Source organism: Streptomyces milbemycinicus (assembly GCF_002154605.1).
Lineage (GTDB): Bacteria > Actinomycetota > Actinomycetes > Streptomycetales > Streptomycetaceae > Streptomyces > Streptomyces milbemycinicus.
Genome location: NZ_MUNE01000097.1, coordinates 1 through 14,394, shown reverse-complemented (window position 1 = coordinate 14,394; position 14,394 = coordinate 1). Strand labels below are relative to the sequence as shown.

Sequence of the window (14,394 nt, the reverse complement as noted above, 5' to 3'; positions counted from 1 at the left end):
GCTACCGCTGGGTGGTGCCCCCCTTCGGGGCGCTCGGCGCCGGGGGCCTTCTTCTCGTCCTTCTCGCCGGGCTTGCCGGCCGGCTTCTCCGCAGGCTTGGCAGCAGGCTTTTCGGCGACCTTGGCGTCAGCGGGCTTCGCTTCGGCCGCGTTGCCGTCGGCGGGCTTGTCTGCGGCGGGCTTGTCCTCGGCAGGGGTCTTGAGGGTCTTGAAGACGGCGGTCGGCCGGTCGATGCCCGTACCGACGGCGGGATCGCCACCCTTCTCGCCACCTTCGTCCGCCTTGTCCGCCTTATCCGCTTCATCCGTCTTACCGGAATCAGTGGCCCTTTCTTCCGCATCGACGGAATCATCCGTCTTGTCGGCCTTTTGGGCCCACCGAGGAGCTTCCTTGTGCCGCAGCACCCCGAAAGCCGCCGTGGGCCGATCGACGGGCGCATCCGAGTCCTCGCCATCCGAGCCCTGACCATCCGAGTCGGACTCCGGTGAGGCCTTCTCGTCGACCGCCTTGCCGTCGGGCTCGCGCTTCAGCGTGCGGAACACCGCCGTACGCCGGTCCACCGGCTCTCCCGACGCCCCCTCATCCGACTCGCCGGACTCCTCGACCGACCCCTCAGCCGCCTTTTCGTCCGATTCGCCCGAAGATTGGGCGCCATCGACGGATTTGTCAGATTCAGCGGAGTCACTGGATTCGCTTTCGCGAACAGCGGATTCCGCTTCCCGTTCCGCTTCTGCCGCCGCCTCCGGCTCCTCGTCCGCGACGGCGACCGCCGATTTGCCGCCCCCGGCCTCCCCTTCATGGAAGACCGCGAGCCGTGGATCGCGCTCGCCGCGAGTCGTCTCCCCCGACGACTTCCGCTGCTCCGACTTGTCGGGGGACTCGCCCGCCACCGATGCCTCCTTGTAATACCTTTTGCGGGACGCGTGCCGTCTTCGGCTTCACGTCCCGCCGCCCCAACCATCTACCAGTGTCCCGTGTGCCCCGAGTGCTGCCGCGCCACGGCACCCTGACGGAGCGCCTTCAACAGGGCGCCCACCCGATAGACGAGAAAGACATAGCTATCGGTTCCATATCAAATCCCTCAGGCACTCTCGACAGACCAATGTGAGAGGGGTCACCCTGTCATTCATCCACGCGGGGAGGCATGGATGGGCAGGAGCCGCAGAACAATTCCGGAGGAGCTTCTGCTGCTCGCCTTGGACCCGACCACGGGAACCACGGCGCAGCCGCAGTCGCTCGACCTCGGTCTTGCCGGAGCCCAGCTAGTAGAGCTGGCTCTGGCCGGACGGATAGCCCCAGACGGGGATCGTATCGCCGTGGTGCTGCCACGGCCGACCGGAGATCCAACACTGGACTCCGCGCTGGAGCTGCTGCGCCGTCGCGGCAGCCCGGTCCGCGCGGTCCACTGGATCGGCGGGCCCCGGCTGGGGCTGCGCCAGACGTACCTCACGCACCTGGAGCGCTGCGGCATGGTCAGTGCCGTGGAGGGCCAGATGTGCGGGGTACTGCCGACGACTCGCTACCAGGCGACGGAGACGGCCATCAGCCGGGAGATCAGGGCCCGGCTGGACACCGCGATCCGCACCGGCGTGCCGCCGGACCCGCGGACCGCGGCGCTCGCCGCCCTGGCCCATGCGGTCGGGCTCGGCAAGCACCTGTATCCCGGGAACGAGGGGCGCTCCTCGCGCTCCAGGCTCCGGGATCTGATCAGGCACGACCCCATGGGCGGACTCGTGGCGCACGCTGTCATGGACGTGCAGAACGGTGTCGCGGCGCAGCCACGGCGCGCACCGGCCCCAGGAGGCCGCCAGCCGGGAGCGCGGCCCTCCGTGCCCGCGTCCGGAGTTCCGGCACAGCCGTCCCGCCGCGGGAGCATGGCCCGCGTCGGAGCGCGCTGAGCCCGGCGCACACCCGCTCCACCCGCTCCACCCGCTCCACCCGCTCCACCCGACCGACCGCACCACACAGTCCCCACCGACCCGGTTCGGGAGCCGCTGACGCGCGCGGGGCGGTGGGCCGGCCTGTCCCCCGAGGACGGCCGGCCCGCCGCCCCGCGCGCTCGCATCTCCGCGCCTCGTGCGGCCGTCCGGGCGGCCCGAAGCCGGCGCGAGCCGCGCATCGTTGGCCGTGCCTGCCGCACGCGTCGGGTGTGCCCCGAGAGGCACCCTGTGCGGCCATTTCCCAGCGCGGCGCCGACCGGTAGTGGCAGGCTGCTGAACAGCATGAATCAGCAGTACGAAGCCGGAGGTGCACGTCCCGTGACATCGAACGTCGGCCCCACGGTCAGGCGACGCCGATTGGGCCAGGAACTCCGCAGGCTCCGCCAGGAGAAGGGGATGACGGCGGAGGAGGTGGCCGAGGAGCTGATGGTCTCCCAGTCGAAGATCAGCAGACTGGAGAACGGCCGCCGCAGTATCAGCCAGCGCGATGTACGCGACCTGTGCCGCACCTACAAGGTCGAGGACAAAGCACTCGTCGATTCCCTTATGCAAATGGCCAAGGAGTCGCGCCAGCAGGGCTGGTGGAACGCCTTCGGTGACGTCCCGTACAGCGTCTACATCGGATTCGAGACCGACGCGGCATCGCTGCGGGTCTATGAACCGCAGGTGCTCCCGGGCCTGTTGCAGACCCCGGAGTACGCCGAGGCGGTGATCAGCGGCGCGCTGCCGGAGGCCCCGCAGGAACAGATCGCCCAGCGGGTCCAGGTCCGCCTCAGGCGGCAGGAGCGGATCACCGAACCGGCCGCCCCGCTGCGGCTGTGGGCGGTCGTGGACGAGGCGGCGATGCGCCGGGTGGTCGGCAGTCCGAAGGTCATGAGCGATCAGCTGGACTATCTGGTGCGGATGAGCCACGAGCCGCATGTGACGGTGCAGGCGCTGCCGTTCGGCATGGGCTCCCACCCGGGGATGAGCGGGCAGTTCACCATCCTCGAGTTCTCGGACGAGTCGGACACCAGCGTCGTCTACCTCGAGGGCGTGACCAGCGACCTGTATCTGGAGAAGCACACCGATGTGCAGAGCTACAGCATGATGTACGAGCATCTGCGGGCCCAGGCGCTGAACGCCGACCAGAGCCGTGAGTTCATCACGGAGGTGGCGCGGGACCATGCGCGCCGGCGCGAGGAGGGACGCGACTGAACCGTGAGCTGAACCGCGCGCTGAGTGGACACCAAAAGACCGGACCCTACACCTCCGCACCACGGCGCGGAAGGGGCCAATGGAATATGCCATCCGGTCGAGTGAACAACCGGCTTTCCCGACGATGTTGACGAGTAACGTCGGTCTCGCCTCCAAACGGGGTGCATCTCATCAACAAAACGTATCGGAGCAAAAGTGTCCATTCAGCAAGGAAAGACGAGTATGTGGATGAAATCCTCGTACTCGGCGGGAAATGGCGCCTGCGTGGAAGTAGCCTCTCCCGTCGTCGACGAGGTGGCCGTACGCGACTCCAAGGACCCGCACGGCCCGACCCTCAGCTTCGCTCCGGGTTCGTGGTCGAGCTTCGTCTCCGACATCCGCCGTGGGGCCTTCGACCTCGGCTGACCTCTGCCACCCGCCCTTCGGGCACCGAGCCCTCTCGTCCGGCCGCCGTCCCTGCCGAGAGGGCTCGCCGCTGTCCGAACGCGGCCTGTGGCACACGTCCTCACCGCAGTTCGTCGACGTAGCGGTCGGTGCCGGGCACCGTCGGGATGAACGGCGCGACCAGTTCGACGCGGCCGAGCCCCGAGCGGGCCACGTCCTCGTCGAGCCCGGTGAAGTGCCTCTCCCAGCACTCGCGCGGATCCCGCTGCAGGAACCACAGCAGCGTCAGCCGCGTATCCACCCCCTCCACCTGCTTCACATACGACATCCGGTCCAGCGGCAGCGGGGTCGGCCGGAAGCCGGTGACCATCGCCGCGGGCGAGCCCGCCAGGCGCTTGGGCAGATGTCTGGTCCGCAGCCACTCCAGAAGCTCGGCGCGGCGCTCGGGGCCTTCGGCGTCCACGACCTCGACGACCAGCCCGGCATAGGGGTGGTCGAGGGCGTGGAAGTCCCGGGGGCCCGCCGCGCCGTCCCGGTAGACGGTCGCCTCATGATCCTGGAACGCCGTGAAGACATGCGTACGGTCCTGGTAGACGCGGCCGTCCCGGTTGAGCCGCTTGTTGATGCCGACGGTCCACTTCATATGCTCCGCATAGCGCCCCTCGGTGAGCCAGTAGACCGTGATGTAGCAGCCCGCGGTGACCGGTTGGGCGATCGCGGACTTCTCCGGATAGCGCAGCTGTCGCAGTTCGCGGGTGGCGACCCAGCGGCGGCCCGCGAAGATCCAGGGCATGGCCATGGCCCCGGCGATGAAGTGGTCGTCCTCGTACCAGCGGTTGTAGGTGTATTCATGACCGGGGTGCGGCTCGACCATGGTGATCAGGGCGTGTCCCGGGCGCACTCCATAGGGGCCGACGGAAGCCAGTTCCGCATACGCCTCGGCGCGCGTGTCCTCACTCGAGTCACTGCTCATGTCCTCCATGTGTAGCTGACGTCACGTCAGATGGGGAGGGGTCGCGACCGTATCGCGGACAAAGCGGTTGCCCTGTGCACTGATCTCTTTAGGCTGCATACGACAGCGGAAACGTCCGCGCCGACGTCCGTACCAGCGAAGGAGCCCCATGCGTGCCGACCTCCCTGCCCTCGCGACCCGCGCCGCCTCGGTCGCCGGCTCCCCGGTACGCGACATCCTCGCGCTCACCGCGCGCCCCGAGGTGATCTCCTTCGCCGGCGGGCTGCCGGCGGCCGAGCTCTTCGACGCGGAGGCGATACGGGCGGCCTTCGACCGGGTCCTCGCCGAGACCCCGCGCGAGGCCCTCCAGTACTCGACGACCGAAGGCGACCCCGCGCTGCGCGCCGCCACCGCGGCCCGCCTCACCACGCGCGGGCTGCCGACCGACCCCGACGCGCTGCTCATCACCAGCGGCTCGCAGCAGGCGCTGACCCTGCTGGCCACGGCGCTGCTTGAGCCGGGCGACACGGTCGTGGTCGAGGACCCCACCTACCTGGCCGCCCTGCAGTGCTTCTCCTTCGCGGGCGCGCGGATCGTGTCCGTGCCGAGCGACGAGGACGGCCTCGATCCGGCCGCGCTCGACGCGCTGGTCGAGCGCGAGCGGCCCAAGCTCCTCTACACCATCCCGACCTTCCAGAACCCCACCGGCCGCACCCTCCCCGCCGAGCGCCGCCGCGCGGTGGCGGAGGTCGCGGAGCGGCGCGGGCTGTGGATCGTCGAGGACGACCCGTACGGCGAGCTGCGCTTCGCGGGCGAACCGGTGCCGTGGATCGCGAGCCGCCCGGAGGCCGCCGACCGCACCGTGCTGCTGGGCAGCTACTCCAAGATCATGGCGCCGGGCCTGCGCCTCGGCTGGCTCCGCGCCCCCGCGACCCTCCGCCGCGCCTGCGCCATCGCCAAGCAGGCCGCCGATCTCCACACCCCGACGATCACCCAGATGGCCGCCGCCCGCTACCTGACCGACGCCGACCTGGACGCCCACCTCGCCCACGTCCGCGACGCCTACCGCGACCGCCGAGACGCGCTTCTGGCGGGCCTCCCCGAGGCCCTGCCCGACGGCTCCCACTGGAACCGCCCCGACGGCGGCATGTTCGTCTGGGCCTCCCTGCCCGAGGGCTACGACGCGACGGAGCGCCTGCGGGTGGCGGTCGAACACGATGTGGCGTACGTGCCGGGTGCCCCGTTCTTTGCGGGCGCCCCGGACCCGGCGGCGATGCGGCTGTCGTTCGTCACGCACACCCCGGACGAGATCGCGGAGGGACTGCGCCGCCTGACGAAGGCCCTGCGCTAGGCGACTCCCGACGGCGCGGGTATGGCCTTCTCGGCGTGCGCGTCCTAGCCTGACGCCCCCGATCTGACGCTGCGTCAGTTCGCTGGCACCGTCGGGTCATCGCGATCACCCCGGGGAGGCACCCCATGCTGCTGCGCGACAAGACCGTCATCGTCTCGGGGGTCGGCCCCGGTCTCGGCCTGCGGGTCGCGGCGGCGTGTGTGCGGGACGGGGGCAACGCCGTGCTCGGGGCGCGGACGGAGGCTCAGTTGGCGAAGGCCGCCGCCGAGGCCGACCCCGGGGGCGGGCGCACCGCGTGGCGCGCGACCGATATCGCGGACGAGCGGCAGTGCGAAGCCCTCGCCGCACTCGCGGTCGAGCGGTTCGGGGGAATCGATGCCGTCATCCATGTGGCGGCGCTGGACAGCTACATGGGCGGCCTGGAGGACGCCGACTTCGCCTCCTGGAGCCGGGTCGTGGACACCAACTTGTTCGGCACTCTCCGCATGACCCGCGCCTGCCTGCCCGCGCTCAAGCGGCGCGGCGGCTCGGTGGTGATGATCGGCACGCAGTCGTCGGTCGCCGCGCCCACCCAGGTGCAACAGGCCGCGTACGCCGCGTCCAAGGGCGCACTCGTCTCCGCGATGTATTCGCTCGCGCGCGAACTGGGCCCGCACCGGATCCGGGTGAACACCGTGCAGCCCGGCTGGATGTGGGGTCCGCCGGTGCAGGCGTATGTCACGTTCGCCGCGCATTCCGAAGGCGTACCGGAGCCCGAGGTGCTGGCCCGGCTCACCGATCGGATGGCGCTGCCCGAGCTGGCGACGGACGGGGATGTGGCGGAGGCCGCGGTGTTTCTGGCCTCCGACCGGGCGCGGGCGATCACCGGACAGTCATTGCTGGTCAATGCCGGTGAACTGATGCGGTGACGCGAGCGTCGCAACAGGGATTGCACAGGGGGGTTGCGCAGAGGGGTTGCACGGGGGTTGCGCCCTCCTTCTCCGGCCTGACGGGATCCCGCTCCCGTACGGCCCGTCCGTTGGTGCGGTCGAGCGTGGGCGTGCGCCTGGCGAAGTGCCCGCTCATCGTGGGTTCGCGGACGCGTTCACGACAACCATCGGGTAGGTCAAGAAAGCGTAAATTCGTTCTGTGGTCTGATTTCTGTTCACATTCATGACCGGAAACATCTTGACCGGCCACCCGAACAAGCGGTTCAATCCCGGAAGTACCCCGCTCCCGCTCGGGGGAACCCGCCCATGACGAACGTCGCGGCGAAGTGCGGTCCTGTTCATAAGACGGACCCCTGGAGGGGGCATGAACAGCCTCGACTGGACCGTACTCATCGGCTACTTCGGCGTGATGGTCGCCATCGGAGTCTGGTCCCATAAACGTGTGGACGACGTCAGCGACTTCTTCACCGCCGGCGGCAAGATGCCGTGGTGGCTCTCCGGTATCTCCCATCACATGTCCGGCTACAGCGCGGTCATGTTCACCGGCTATGCGGCCATCGCCTATCAATACGGCATCACGTCCTATGTCACCTGGTCATTCCCGATCGCCATCGGCATCGCGATCGGCTCCCAGCTCTTCGCGCCCCGGCTCAACCGGGTGCGCAGCAAGCTGCGCGTCGCCTCACCGCTCGAATACCTCAAGAGCCGCTACAACGTGCCCACCCAGCAGGCGCTCGCCTGGTCCGGGGTGCTGCTGAAGATCGTCGACGTGGGCGCCAAGTGGGCCGCCATCTCGACCCTGCTGACCATCTTCACCGGCGTCTCCCTCAACCAGGGCATCCTGATCACGGGCGCGGTCACCGCCGTGTACTGCACGGTGGGCGGGCTGTGGGCCGACGCGCTCACCGAACTGGGCCAGTTCGTCATCCAGTTCATCGCGGGCATCGCCATGCTGGTCGCCGTGCTCCACGAACTCGGCGGCGTCAGCACGCTGTGGAACGTCTGGGACGACCTGCCGGACAGCCACCGCGAGCCGACGGTCGGCCCCTACACCCTGACCTTCCTGCTGGCCTACCTGTTCATCAAGACCTTCGAATACAACGGCGGGATGTGGAACCAGGCGCAGCGCTACATGGCCACCGACAGCGCCGCCTCCGCCAAGCGCTCGGCCCGTCTGTCAGCCATCCTGTGGTTCGTATGGCCGCTGGTGCTCTTCTTCCCCATGTGGGTGGCGCCGCTGATCGTCAAGACCGACAAGCCCGCCGACTCCTACGCGCTGATGGCCGAGCAGCTGCTGCCGCACGGCCTGCTGGGGCTGGTCATCGTCGGCTTCTTCTCGCACACGATGGCCATGTGCTCCTCGGACGCCAACGCCATCGCGGCCGTCGTCACCCGCGACATCATGCCCGCGATCTTCAAGTCCGTACGGGAGTGGAGCAGCCGCACCGGGCTGCTCGCGGCGCGCTATGCCACGCTGCTCTTCCTCGCCCTGTCCATGGCCATCGCCACGCAGGTCAACTCTGACTTCTTCGGGGACATCATCACCGTGGTGATCAAGTGGGTCGCCGGGCTCATGGGACCGATCGCGATCCCGCTGATGCTCGGTCTGCTGCGCGCGTTCCGCAAGTCGGGTCCGACGGCGGCGCTGGTCAGCTGGGCGCTGGGGCTGTTCGCCTTCTATTTGGTCAACTACCCGATCAACGACGCGATCGACGGTGGAGTGAACCTGGAGTACCAGGTCTCCGTCCCGCTCGCGGTCTCGCTCGTGCTCTTCATCGCCATCGGCTACATCAAGCCGGAGGACACCCCGGAGCGCGACGCCATTCTCGACTCGCTCAACTCGGATGACGACGGGCCGGGTTCGGCGAGTGCCGCGCTGTCGGTGCCGAAGCAGGGTGCGACCGACCGGAGCTCGGTCGCCGGCGCGACGGACTGAGGCGCGGCGGCAGGCACCTGCGGGGCGGGAACCGCTCATCCCGCCCCGCGGGTGCCCCCGCGGACGCTCACCACCAGGGCCCAGGCGAGCAGGCCGAACGCCGCGGTGGAGGTGATCGCGCGCACCACGTTCCAGCGCACCCACCGCTCCTCGAACCGCTCACGCACCGCCGCCAGATCGAGGTCGGCGATCCGGTCCGGATGGCCGGCGTCGGCCAGCGCGTCGTTCAGCGGCACATTGACCCGGAAGGTGATCACCAGCATCACCAGGTAGAGGGCGACCGCGGCCACGATCAACGGCAGCGCGGACCGCCCCGCCCCGCGCAGATGCACCACGGCGGCCAGTACGGAGAGCAGCAGCGCACCGCCGAAGATCAGGGCGAACCAGCCGCCCCGGATCGCCACGTTGATCCGCTGCATCGCGTCGACGAAGGTACGGTCGTCCGCCTGCCCGAGGCCGGGCATCACGGAGCACGCGTATCCGTAGAAGAGGCCCGCGCTCAGGCCGGTGGCCACGGTGGCGGCGATCAGCACGGGGGTCTGGAGGGCGTGGTTGTACGTCATGCCGTACAGCCAAGCGCGGCGCGGCGAGACGGGCCATGGCCGAAAGACTCGATGACATAAGCCGGCGTCTCAGGTCACGGCGGACGATATGAGGTCGCTCAGGCGTCGGGGGTGCACGCCTCGGCGAACATCCGGCTGTCCTCGTATACGCAGTAGCGGACGATCAGCCCGTCCTCGACGGTCACCCGCACCGCGAAGGGAGACCGGTAGCGCTTGCCCGTGGCCCGTACGGTGCCGGCCAGGGTCCCCGTCACCATCGCCTCGGCCTCTTCCACCACGATGACGTCGATCGTGTTTCCCTCCGGGTCCGGGGCCAGGCTCTCGCCCAGCTCGCGGAAGTGGGCGACGGCGTCGGCGCGGGTGGCGCGCGGGCGGATCCACGGGACGTCCGGGTTCTCGGCGATCTGCCAGTCGACCCGCTCGGCGAACAGTTCGCCGAGGCCCTGAAGGTCGCCGGCCGCCATCCGAGCCAGGAACCGCTGGACGGTGGCGCGGGTGCGCTCGCTGATGGTCGTGTCGGCGGCGGTGGGGGCCATGTCGGTCTCCTCGGTGCTGTTGGCCGTGCTGTCTGCTGTCCGGCGCTGTGACGCCCGGCGCTGTGCACGATGTTCGCGTGGCCCGGGAGGAACGTCGATTACCCGCGGGGTAATGGGCACGAGGGGGTGATGGCCGGCTACGCCCGGGGGCAGCGGCCGAACCAAGCCCGGGGGACCGGGCTACGAGCGGGGGTAGCGGGCCAGCCAGGCGGGGGCGGAGGCCGCCGGGCCGTGCAGGGCCGGGCCCTGCGTCATCTCCATCGCGAAGTCGTCGGCCAGCTCCAGGATCGTGCCGCGCCCCTCCAGCTCCGCCAGCCACGCGGGCGGCAGCGCGGTCTCGCCGTGCAGCGTGCCCAGGATGTTGCCGCACACCGCCGCCGTGGAGTCGCTGTCCCCGCCGTGGTTGACGGCGAGCAGCAGGCCGTGGTGCACGTCCTCGGCGACCAGCGCGCAGTACAGCCCGATGGCCAGGGCCTCGTCGCCGGTCCAGCCCTCCCCCAGGGACGCCACCCGCTCGGGCGTGGGCAGCCCCTGCCGTACGGCGCCGAGCGCGTACCGGAGCGCGTCGGTGGTCTCCTCGTGGCCGGGCCGGGTGGCCAGGTGGGCCAGCGCCCGCTGCACCGCCCCGTCCAGCGCGTCACCGCGTGCGAGCCCGTGCACGATCAGGGCGAACGCCCCAGCGGACAGATAGCCGGTGGGGTGCCCGTGGGTCTGCGCCGCGCACTCGATGGCCAGTTGGAAGACCAGTTGCGGCTCCCAGCCCACCAGCAGCCCGAAGGGCGCCGAGCGCATGACCGCGCCGCACCCCTTGGAGTCGGGGTTCTTGGGGCTGTCGAGGGTGCCCATGGTCTCGTCGGCCAGCCCGGTCAGACAGGCCCGGCCGGGCGCCCGCTGGGCGTACAGCCACTCCTCGCGGGCCAGCCAGCCCGCGTCCTGCCGCCGCTCGTCGGGCCCCCAGTCGCGCTGGGTGGCGTACCAGCGGCGGTAGGCGGCGTGGATGTCGGAGGGCGGATGCCAGGCGCCGGTGTCGCGCCGTACCTGGGCGCGGATCAGCCCGTCCACGGTGAAGAGCGTCATCTGGGTGTCGTCGGTGACGCGGCCGCGCCGCCCGTACGCCGGGAGGAAGTCGGTGACGCCCTCGGGACCGTGCTCCGCCCGGATGTCGGCGAGCGAGGAGAACTCGACGGCGGCGCCCAGGGCGTCCCCGAGCGCACCGCCGAGCAGACAGCCGCGTACCCGGCTGCGGAAGTCCTGCTGCTCGGCGCGGCCCCATACGCCGGTCGCCGCACTGGCGGTTGCGGTCACGACGTTGCCCCTTCCCATCGACGCACGCACGGCCATTGGACTGGCTTTCGCACTGTAATCGACGCCGAATGATCGCCTTCAGTCCGCCGATGATTGTGAAGGCGTCAACACGCAGGGCACTCGGGATCGCCGCATTCCGAAACACCGGGCCAACGGAAGGGGACTGTTCGGGCACGCGGAGGAGGCCGGGCCCGGACTTCCGGGCCCGGCCTCCTCGGGCCGCGCGGTAGCGCGTGTCGGCAGGACGGTGGGGCGGCAGGGCGTGCCGCTAGGCGACAGGCTTCCTGATGTCCTCGATCACGCTCGCGAAGCCGTCGCCACCACGGCCATCGGCGATCGCCCGCCCCATCAGGGCACGGACGGCCGCGAGCGGCCCGGAGTCCAGGCCCCGGGCCTCGCTCGTCTCCAGGATGTGGTCGACGCCCGCCGCCTCCATCGTCAGATTGCCCAGATCCCCCGGATAGTTACGGTTGTCGATACCATCCGCGACCTGGTCCGCCATTGCGGGAAGAAGGGCGAAGAATTCCTTGATGTACGGCAGGAATTCCTTGGCCGTGACACCGTCCGCGCCCACCAGAGCAAGGGAATGGACCATGGCGGCCATGCTGGAATAGAAGACATTGAGCAGCGCCAGGTCGTACAGCGGCGCGACCCCGTGGTCCGCGCCGAGATAACGGTTGTTTCCGCCCAGCGCCTTCAACGTCGTCTCATGCGCCTCGAACACGGTCCGCGACCCGCTGTACAGGAGCAGGGCCTGCGGCGAACCGATGACCGGGGTCGGCACCATGATCGCCCCGTCGAGGTAGTCGATACCGTGCCCCGCCGCCCACGCGGCGGCCTCGCGGGCCCGCTCCGGGGTGTCCGAGGTGAGGTTGACCAGCGCCCGCCCCGCCAACTCCGCGCCCAGCGGCTCGAGGATCGCCTGGCTCACCTCGTAGTCCACGACGCATACGACCACAAGCTCGCCGGCCTTCACCGCCTCGGCGGGCGTCTGCGCCCGCACCGCCCCGCGGGCGACCAGGGCATCGGCCTTGTGGGCTGAGCGGTTCCACACGGTCGTGGGATGGCCCGCCGCCAAGAACGCCCCGGCCAGCGCCTGACCCATCGCGCCAAGACCGATAACCGTCACCGGCGCTCGGTTTTCACCTGCCATGACAGCACCACCTATTTCTTGCTTTCGAGTCCGTGATAAATCCCCTGCGCGCGCTGGGCTCTCATCGATCCTGTTATCCGAAGGGGCCGGACTCAAGTACCCACAAAAAAGTGCGTACTTACCCGCAGGTATGCGGGTGTGCGGCCACCCCGCTACGTTGGCCCGCCACCCTGGACGAGGTGAAGCGCGATCGCCTCGCCGCGTACGGCTATCAGGACTTCGAGGAGTGACGCCCACACCAGTGTCAACCTTCGGTTGACACCCCAGGGGTGTCAACCTAGGGTTGCCTCATGACGAATCCAGTCGGCATGACGACTCCCGTCCGCCTCGACGACCTGATCGAGGCCATCAAGAAGGTCCACTCCCAGCCCCTCGACCAGCTCTCCGACGCGGTCATCGCCGCGGACCACCTGGGCGACGTGGCCGACCATCTGATCGGGCACTTCGTCGACCAGGCGCGCCGCTCGGGCGCCTCCTGGAGCGAGATCGGGCAGAGCATGGGCGTCACCCGGCAGGCGGCCCAGAAGCGCTTCGTCCCCAAGGACCCCGGCGAACTGTCCGCCCTCGACCCCAACCAGAGCTTCGGCCGCTACACCCCCCGGGCCAAGAACGTCGTGATGGCCGCGATGAACGAGGCCCAGGCCGCCCGCAACCCCGAGATCCGCCCCGAGCACCTGATGCTCGGCCTCCTCAGCCAGCCCGGAGCCCTCGCCGCGAAGGCGATCATCGCTCAGGACGTCCTCCTGGACACCGTCCGCCAGGCCGCCACCGCGGCCCTGCCTCCCGCGGCCGACGAGGTCCCGGAGCTCGTCCCGTACGATGCGGCCTCCCGTAAAGTCCTGGAGCTCACCTTCCGCGAGGCCCTGCGGCTCGGCCACAACTACATCGGCACCGAGCACATCCTGCTCGCCCTCCTGGAGTACGAGGACGGCACAGGCGTCCTGGCCGGCCTCGGCATCGACAAGCCGGCCGCCGAGGCCCACCTCGCCCAGGAGTTGGCGGCCATACTGAAGGCCAAGTCCCAGGACTGACCTCACCGCCTCCGGGGGTCGGCGACGCAGCCGTCGGAACGGGCGGGCGGCCAGGCGTATCGTTCCCGCCATGCGTTGCGCGATATGCGGGTCCGGTCGGCTGAGTCCGATCGGGGAGCTCATGTCATCCGATTCGATGCAGAAGCGGCTGCGGCTGAAATTTCCCCGACCGGGGACGTTCAAAGCGCGGCCGACGTTTCAAGCCGATTGCGCGCGGGCGTGTCGGGACTGCGGGGCGCTGATTCCGTTCCTCAATGAGTGGGAGCGGCGACGGCTGGACGCGGAGGCCGATGAGCTGGTGGGGGACGAAGGCGAAGCCAAGGACGAGCAGTGAGCGCACCGAACGGCTTCCAGGCACCTCGTGTGCTGATCGTCCGCAACGCCGAGCGCAGCGGGCCGGGCCGTCTGCTGCCGTGGCTGCGGGACGAGGGGCTGGCCGCAGTAGAGCTGGCGGGCCCTGAGGCTCCGGCCGATCCGGCCGGGTACGACGGCGTGGTGCTGCTCGGGGGCGGGTTTCTGCCGGACGACGACGCGTACGCGCCGTGGCTGCCGGCGCAGCGCGACCTCACGCGCCGGGCCGTGGCCGAGGGGGTGCCGTTGCTCGGGATCTGTCTGGGGGCCCAGGTGCTGGCGGTGGCCGAGGGCGGCCGGGTGGAAGGGTCGTACGGGGTGCCGGAGCGCGGCTCGTGCGCCGTCGAACTGCGCGAAGAGGCCGGAGCGGACCGGCTGTTGGCGGGGCTGCCGCGGCGGTTCCGTGCCATCCAGAACCACCGCGACCAGATCACGCGCCTCCCGTCCGGCTCGACCCATCTGGCGCGGAGCGACGCGTGTGAGGTGCAGGCGTTCCGGGTCGGGGAGTGTGCCTGGGGCGTCCAGTTCCATCCCGAGGCCGGTGCGGACCGGCTCGACGGCTGGGACGAGGCGGCGCTGGCCGAGAAGGGGCTTGGCCTGGCCGCCCTCCGTACAGAGGCGCAGGCGGCCGAGCCCGCGTCGACGGACTCCGCGCGCCGGCTCGCGGCCAACTTCGCCGCCGTCGTGCGGGCCCACGCCTGAGTTTGTGGTGAGTATGGGACGGCGACACGCCGTGGCGTCGGCGTGTCGCCGTCCCATACTCACC

Annotated in this window: 14 protein-coding genes and 1 pseudogene; 9 read left to right on the top strand and 6 right to left on the bottom strand. The window is 70.0% G+C overall.

The window, feature by feature from the left end:
• Positions 1 to 890: pseudogene (locus CCN51_RS08695) on the bottom strand (D-alanyl-D-alanine carboxypeptidase); the annotation flags it as partial.
• A gap of 258 nt (positions 891 to 1,148) precedes the next feature.
• On the opposite strand from CCN51_RS08695, the gene CCN51_RS08690 reads away from it, so the two are divergent.
• The 3 genes from CCN51_RS08690 to CCN51_RS08680 all read left to right on the top strand — a co-directional run bounded on the left by CCN51_RS08690 (position 1,149) and on the right by CCN51_RS08680 (position 3,542).
• A complete protein-coding gene (locus tag CCN51_RS08690) occupies positions 1,149 to 1,898 on the top strand; it encodes a GOLPH3/VPS74 family protein (RefSeq protein ID WP_043487431.1) in 750 nt (249 codons plus the stop codon).
• A gap of 360 nt (positions 1,899 to 2,258) precedes the next feature.
• Entirely contained in the window at positions 2,259 to 3,137 is an 879-nt protein-coding gene (locus CCN51_RS08685) for a helix-turn-helix domain-containing protein (protein WP_043487429.1), read from the top strand.
• A 195-nt stretch (positions 3,138 to 3,332) separates the two neighbouring features.
• Complete coding sequence (locus CCN51_RS08680) at positions 3,333 to 3,542, top strand: DUF397 domain-containing protein (RefSeq protein ID WP_043487427.1); 210 nt, start codon at positions 3,333 to 3,335, stop codon at positions 3,540 to 3,542.
• A gap of 100 nt (positions 3,543 to 3,642) precedes the next feature.
• On the opposite strand, the gene CCN51_RS08675 is transcribed toward CCN51_RS08680, so the two are convergent.
• The gene (locus CCN51_RS08675; protein ID WP_014178915.1) at positions 3,643 to 4,503 is read right to left on the bottom strand and encodes a hypothetical protein; all 861 of its coding nucleotides are present in this window, start codon (positions 4,501 to 4,503) and stop codon (positions 3,643 to 3,645) included.
• 139 nt (positions 4,504 to 4,642) lie between these two features.
• Between CCN51_RS08675 and CCN51_RS08670 the strand changes: the two genes are divergently transcribed.
• The 3 genes from CCN51_RS08670 (at position 4,643) to CCN51_RS08660 (ending at position 8,689) form a co-directional block, all read left to right on the top strand.
• Complete coding sequence (locus CCN51_RS08670; protein ID WP_014178914.1) at positions 4,643 to 5,824, top strand: aminotransferase-like domain-containing protein; 1,182 nt, start codon at positions 4,643 to 4,645, stop codon at positions 5,822 to 5,824.
• Positions 5,825 to 5,949: 125 nt separating this feature from the next.
• Positions 5,950 to 6,732: an SDR family oxidoreductase gene (locus CCN51_RS08665; RefSeq protein WP_014178913.1), complete on the top strand. Its 783-nt coding sequence runs from the start codon at positions 5,950 to 5,952 to the stop codon at positions 6,730 to 6,732.
• Between the two features lie 385 nt (positions 6,733 to 7,117).
• Positions 7,118 to 8,689: a sodium:solute symporter family protein gene (locus CCN51_RS08660; protein WP_014178912.1), complete on the top strand. Its 1,572-nt coding sequence runs from the start codon at positions 7,118 to 7,120 to the stop codon at positions 8,687 to 8,689.
• A 35-nt stretch (positions 8,690 to 8,724) separates the two neighbouring features.
• Here CCN51_RS08660 and CCN51_RS08655 read toward each other — a convergent pair whose 3' ends face one another.
• The 4 genes from CCN51_RS08655 to CCN51_RS08640 form a co-directional block, all read right to left on the bottom strand.
• Positions 8,725 to 9,252 (bottom strand): anthrone oxygenase family protein, encoded by a 528-nt coding sequence (locus CCN51_RS08655; RefSeq protein ID WP_014178911.1) that lies wholly within the window; start codon positions 9,250 to 9,252, stop codon positions 8,725 to 8,727.
• Between the two features lie 98 nt (positions 9,253 to 9,350).
• Positions 9,351 to 9,788 (bottom strand): nuclear transport factor 2 family protein, encoded by a 438-nt coding sequence (locus CCN51_RS08650; protein ID WP_014178910.1) that lies wholly within the window; start codon positions 9,786 to 9,788, stop codon positions 9,351 to 9,353.
• A gap of 180 nt (positions 9,789 to 9,968) precedes the next feature.
• Positions 9,969 to 11,111 (bottom strand): ADP-ribosylglycohydrolase family protein, encoded by a 1,143-nt coding sequence (locus tag CCN51_RS08645; protein ID WP_055414271.1) that lies wholly within the window; start codon positions 11,109 to 11,111, stop codon positions 9,969 to 9,971.
• Between the two features lie 250 nt (positions 11,112 to 11,361).
• A complete protein-coding gene (locus tag CCN51_RS08640; RefSeq protein WP_043487422.1) occupies positions 11,362 to 12,246 on the bottom strand; it encodes an NAD(P)-dependent oxidoreductase in 885 nt (294 codons plus the stop codon).
• Between the two features lie 290 nt (positions 12,247 to 12,536).
• Here CCN51_RS08640 and CCN51_RS08635 point away from each other — a divergent pair, with 290 nt between their 5' ends.
• From CCN51_RS08635 to CCN51_RS08625, 3 genes are all read left to right on the top strand, one after another.
• The gene (locus CCN51_RS08635) at positions 12,537 to 13,277 is read left to right on the top strand and encodes a Clp protease N-terminal domain-containing protein (RefSeq protein WP_043487421.1); all 741 of its coding nucleotides are present in this window, start codon (positions 12,537 to 12,539) and stop codon (positions 13,275 to 13,277) included.
• A gap of 136 nt (positions 13,278 to 13,413) precedes the next feature.
• Positions 13,414 to 13,611, top strand: coding sequence for a hypothetical protein (locus CCN51_RS08630; RefSeq protein WP_014178906.1), 198 nt, complete (start codon positions 13,414 to 13,416; stop codon positions 13,609 to 13,611).
• Entirely contained in the window at positions 13,608 to 14,330 is a 723-nt protein-coding gene (locus CCN51_RS08625; protein ID WP_014178905.1) for a type 1 glutamine amidotransferase, read from the top strand. Before CCN51_RS08630 ends, CCN51_RS08625 begins: the two co-directional genes overlap by 4 nt.
• Positions 14,331 to 14,394: the final 64 nt, after the last annotated feature.

Excerpts from the sequence above, each read along its gene's own strand:
- CCN51_RS08690 (WP_043487431.1), top strand. The coding sequence starts at position 1,149 with ATGGGCAGGAGCCGCAGAACAATTCCGGAGGAGCTTCTGCTGCTCGCC.
- CCN51_RS08675 (WP_014178915.1), bottom strand. The coding sequence starts at position 4,503 with ATGGAGGACATGAGCAGTGACTCGAGTGAGGACACGCGCGCCGAGGCG.
- CCN51_RS08670 (WP_014178914.1), top strand. The coding sequence starts at position 4,643 with ATGCGTGCCGACCTCCCTGCCCTCGCGACCCGCGCCGCCTCGGTCGCC.
- CCN51_RS08665 (WP_014178913.1), top strand. The coding sequence starts at position 5,950 with ATGCTGCTGCGCGACAAGACCGTCATCGTCTCGGGGGTCGGCCCCGGT.
- CCN51_RS08660 (WP_014178912.1), top strand. The coding sequence starts at position 7,118 with ATGAACAGCCTCGACTGGACCGTACTCATCGGCTACTTCGGCGTGATG.
- CCN51_RS08655 (WP_014178911.1), bottom strand. The coding sequence starts at position 9,252 with ATGACGTACAACCACGCCCTCCAGACCCCCGTGCTGATCGCCGCCACC.
- CCN51_RS08650 (WP_014178910.1), bottom strand. The coding sequence starts at position 9,788 with ATGGCCCCCACCGCCGCCGACACGACCATCAGCGAGCGCACCCGCGCC.
- CCN51_RS08645 (WP_055414271.1), bottom strand. The coding sequence starts at position 11,111 with ATGGGAAGGGGCAACGTCGTGACCGCAACCGCCAGTGCGGCGACCGGC.
- CCN51_RS08640 (WP_043487422.1), bottom strand. The coding sequence starts at position 12,246 with ATGGCAGGTGAAAACCGAGCGCCGGTGACGGTTATCGGTCTTGGCGCG.
- CCN51_RS08635 (WP_043487421.1), top strand. The coding sequence starts at position 12,537 with ATGACGAATCCAGTCGGCATGACGACTCCCGTCCGCCTCGACGACCTG.
- CCN51_RS08630 (WP_014178906.1), top strand. The coding sequence starts at position 13,414 with ATGCAGAAGCGGCTGCGGCTGAAATTTCCCCGACCGGGGACGTTCAAA.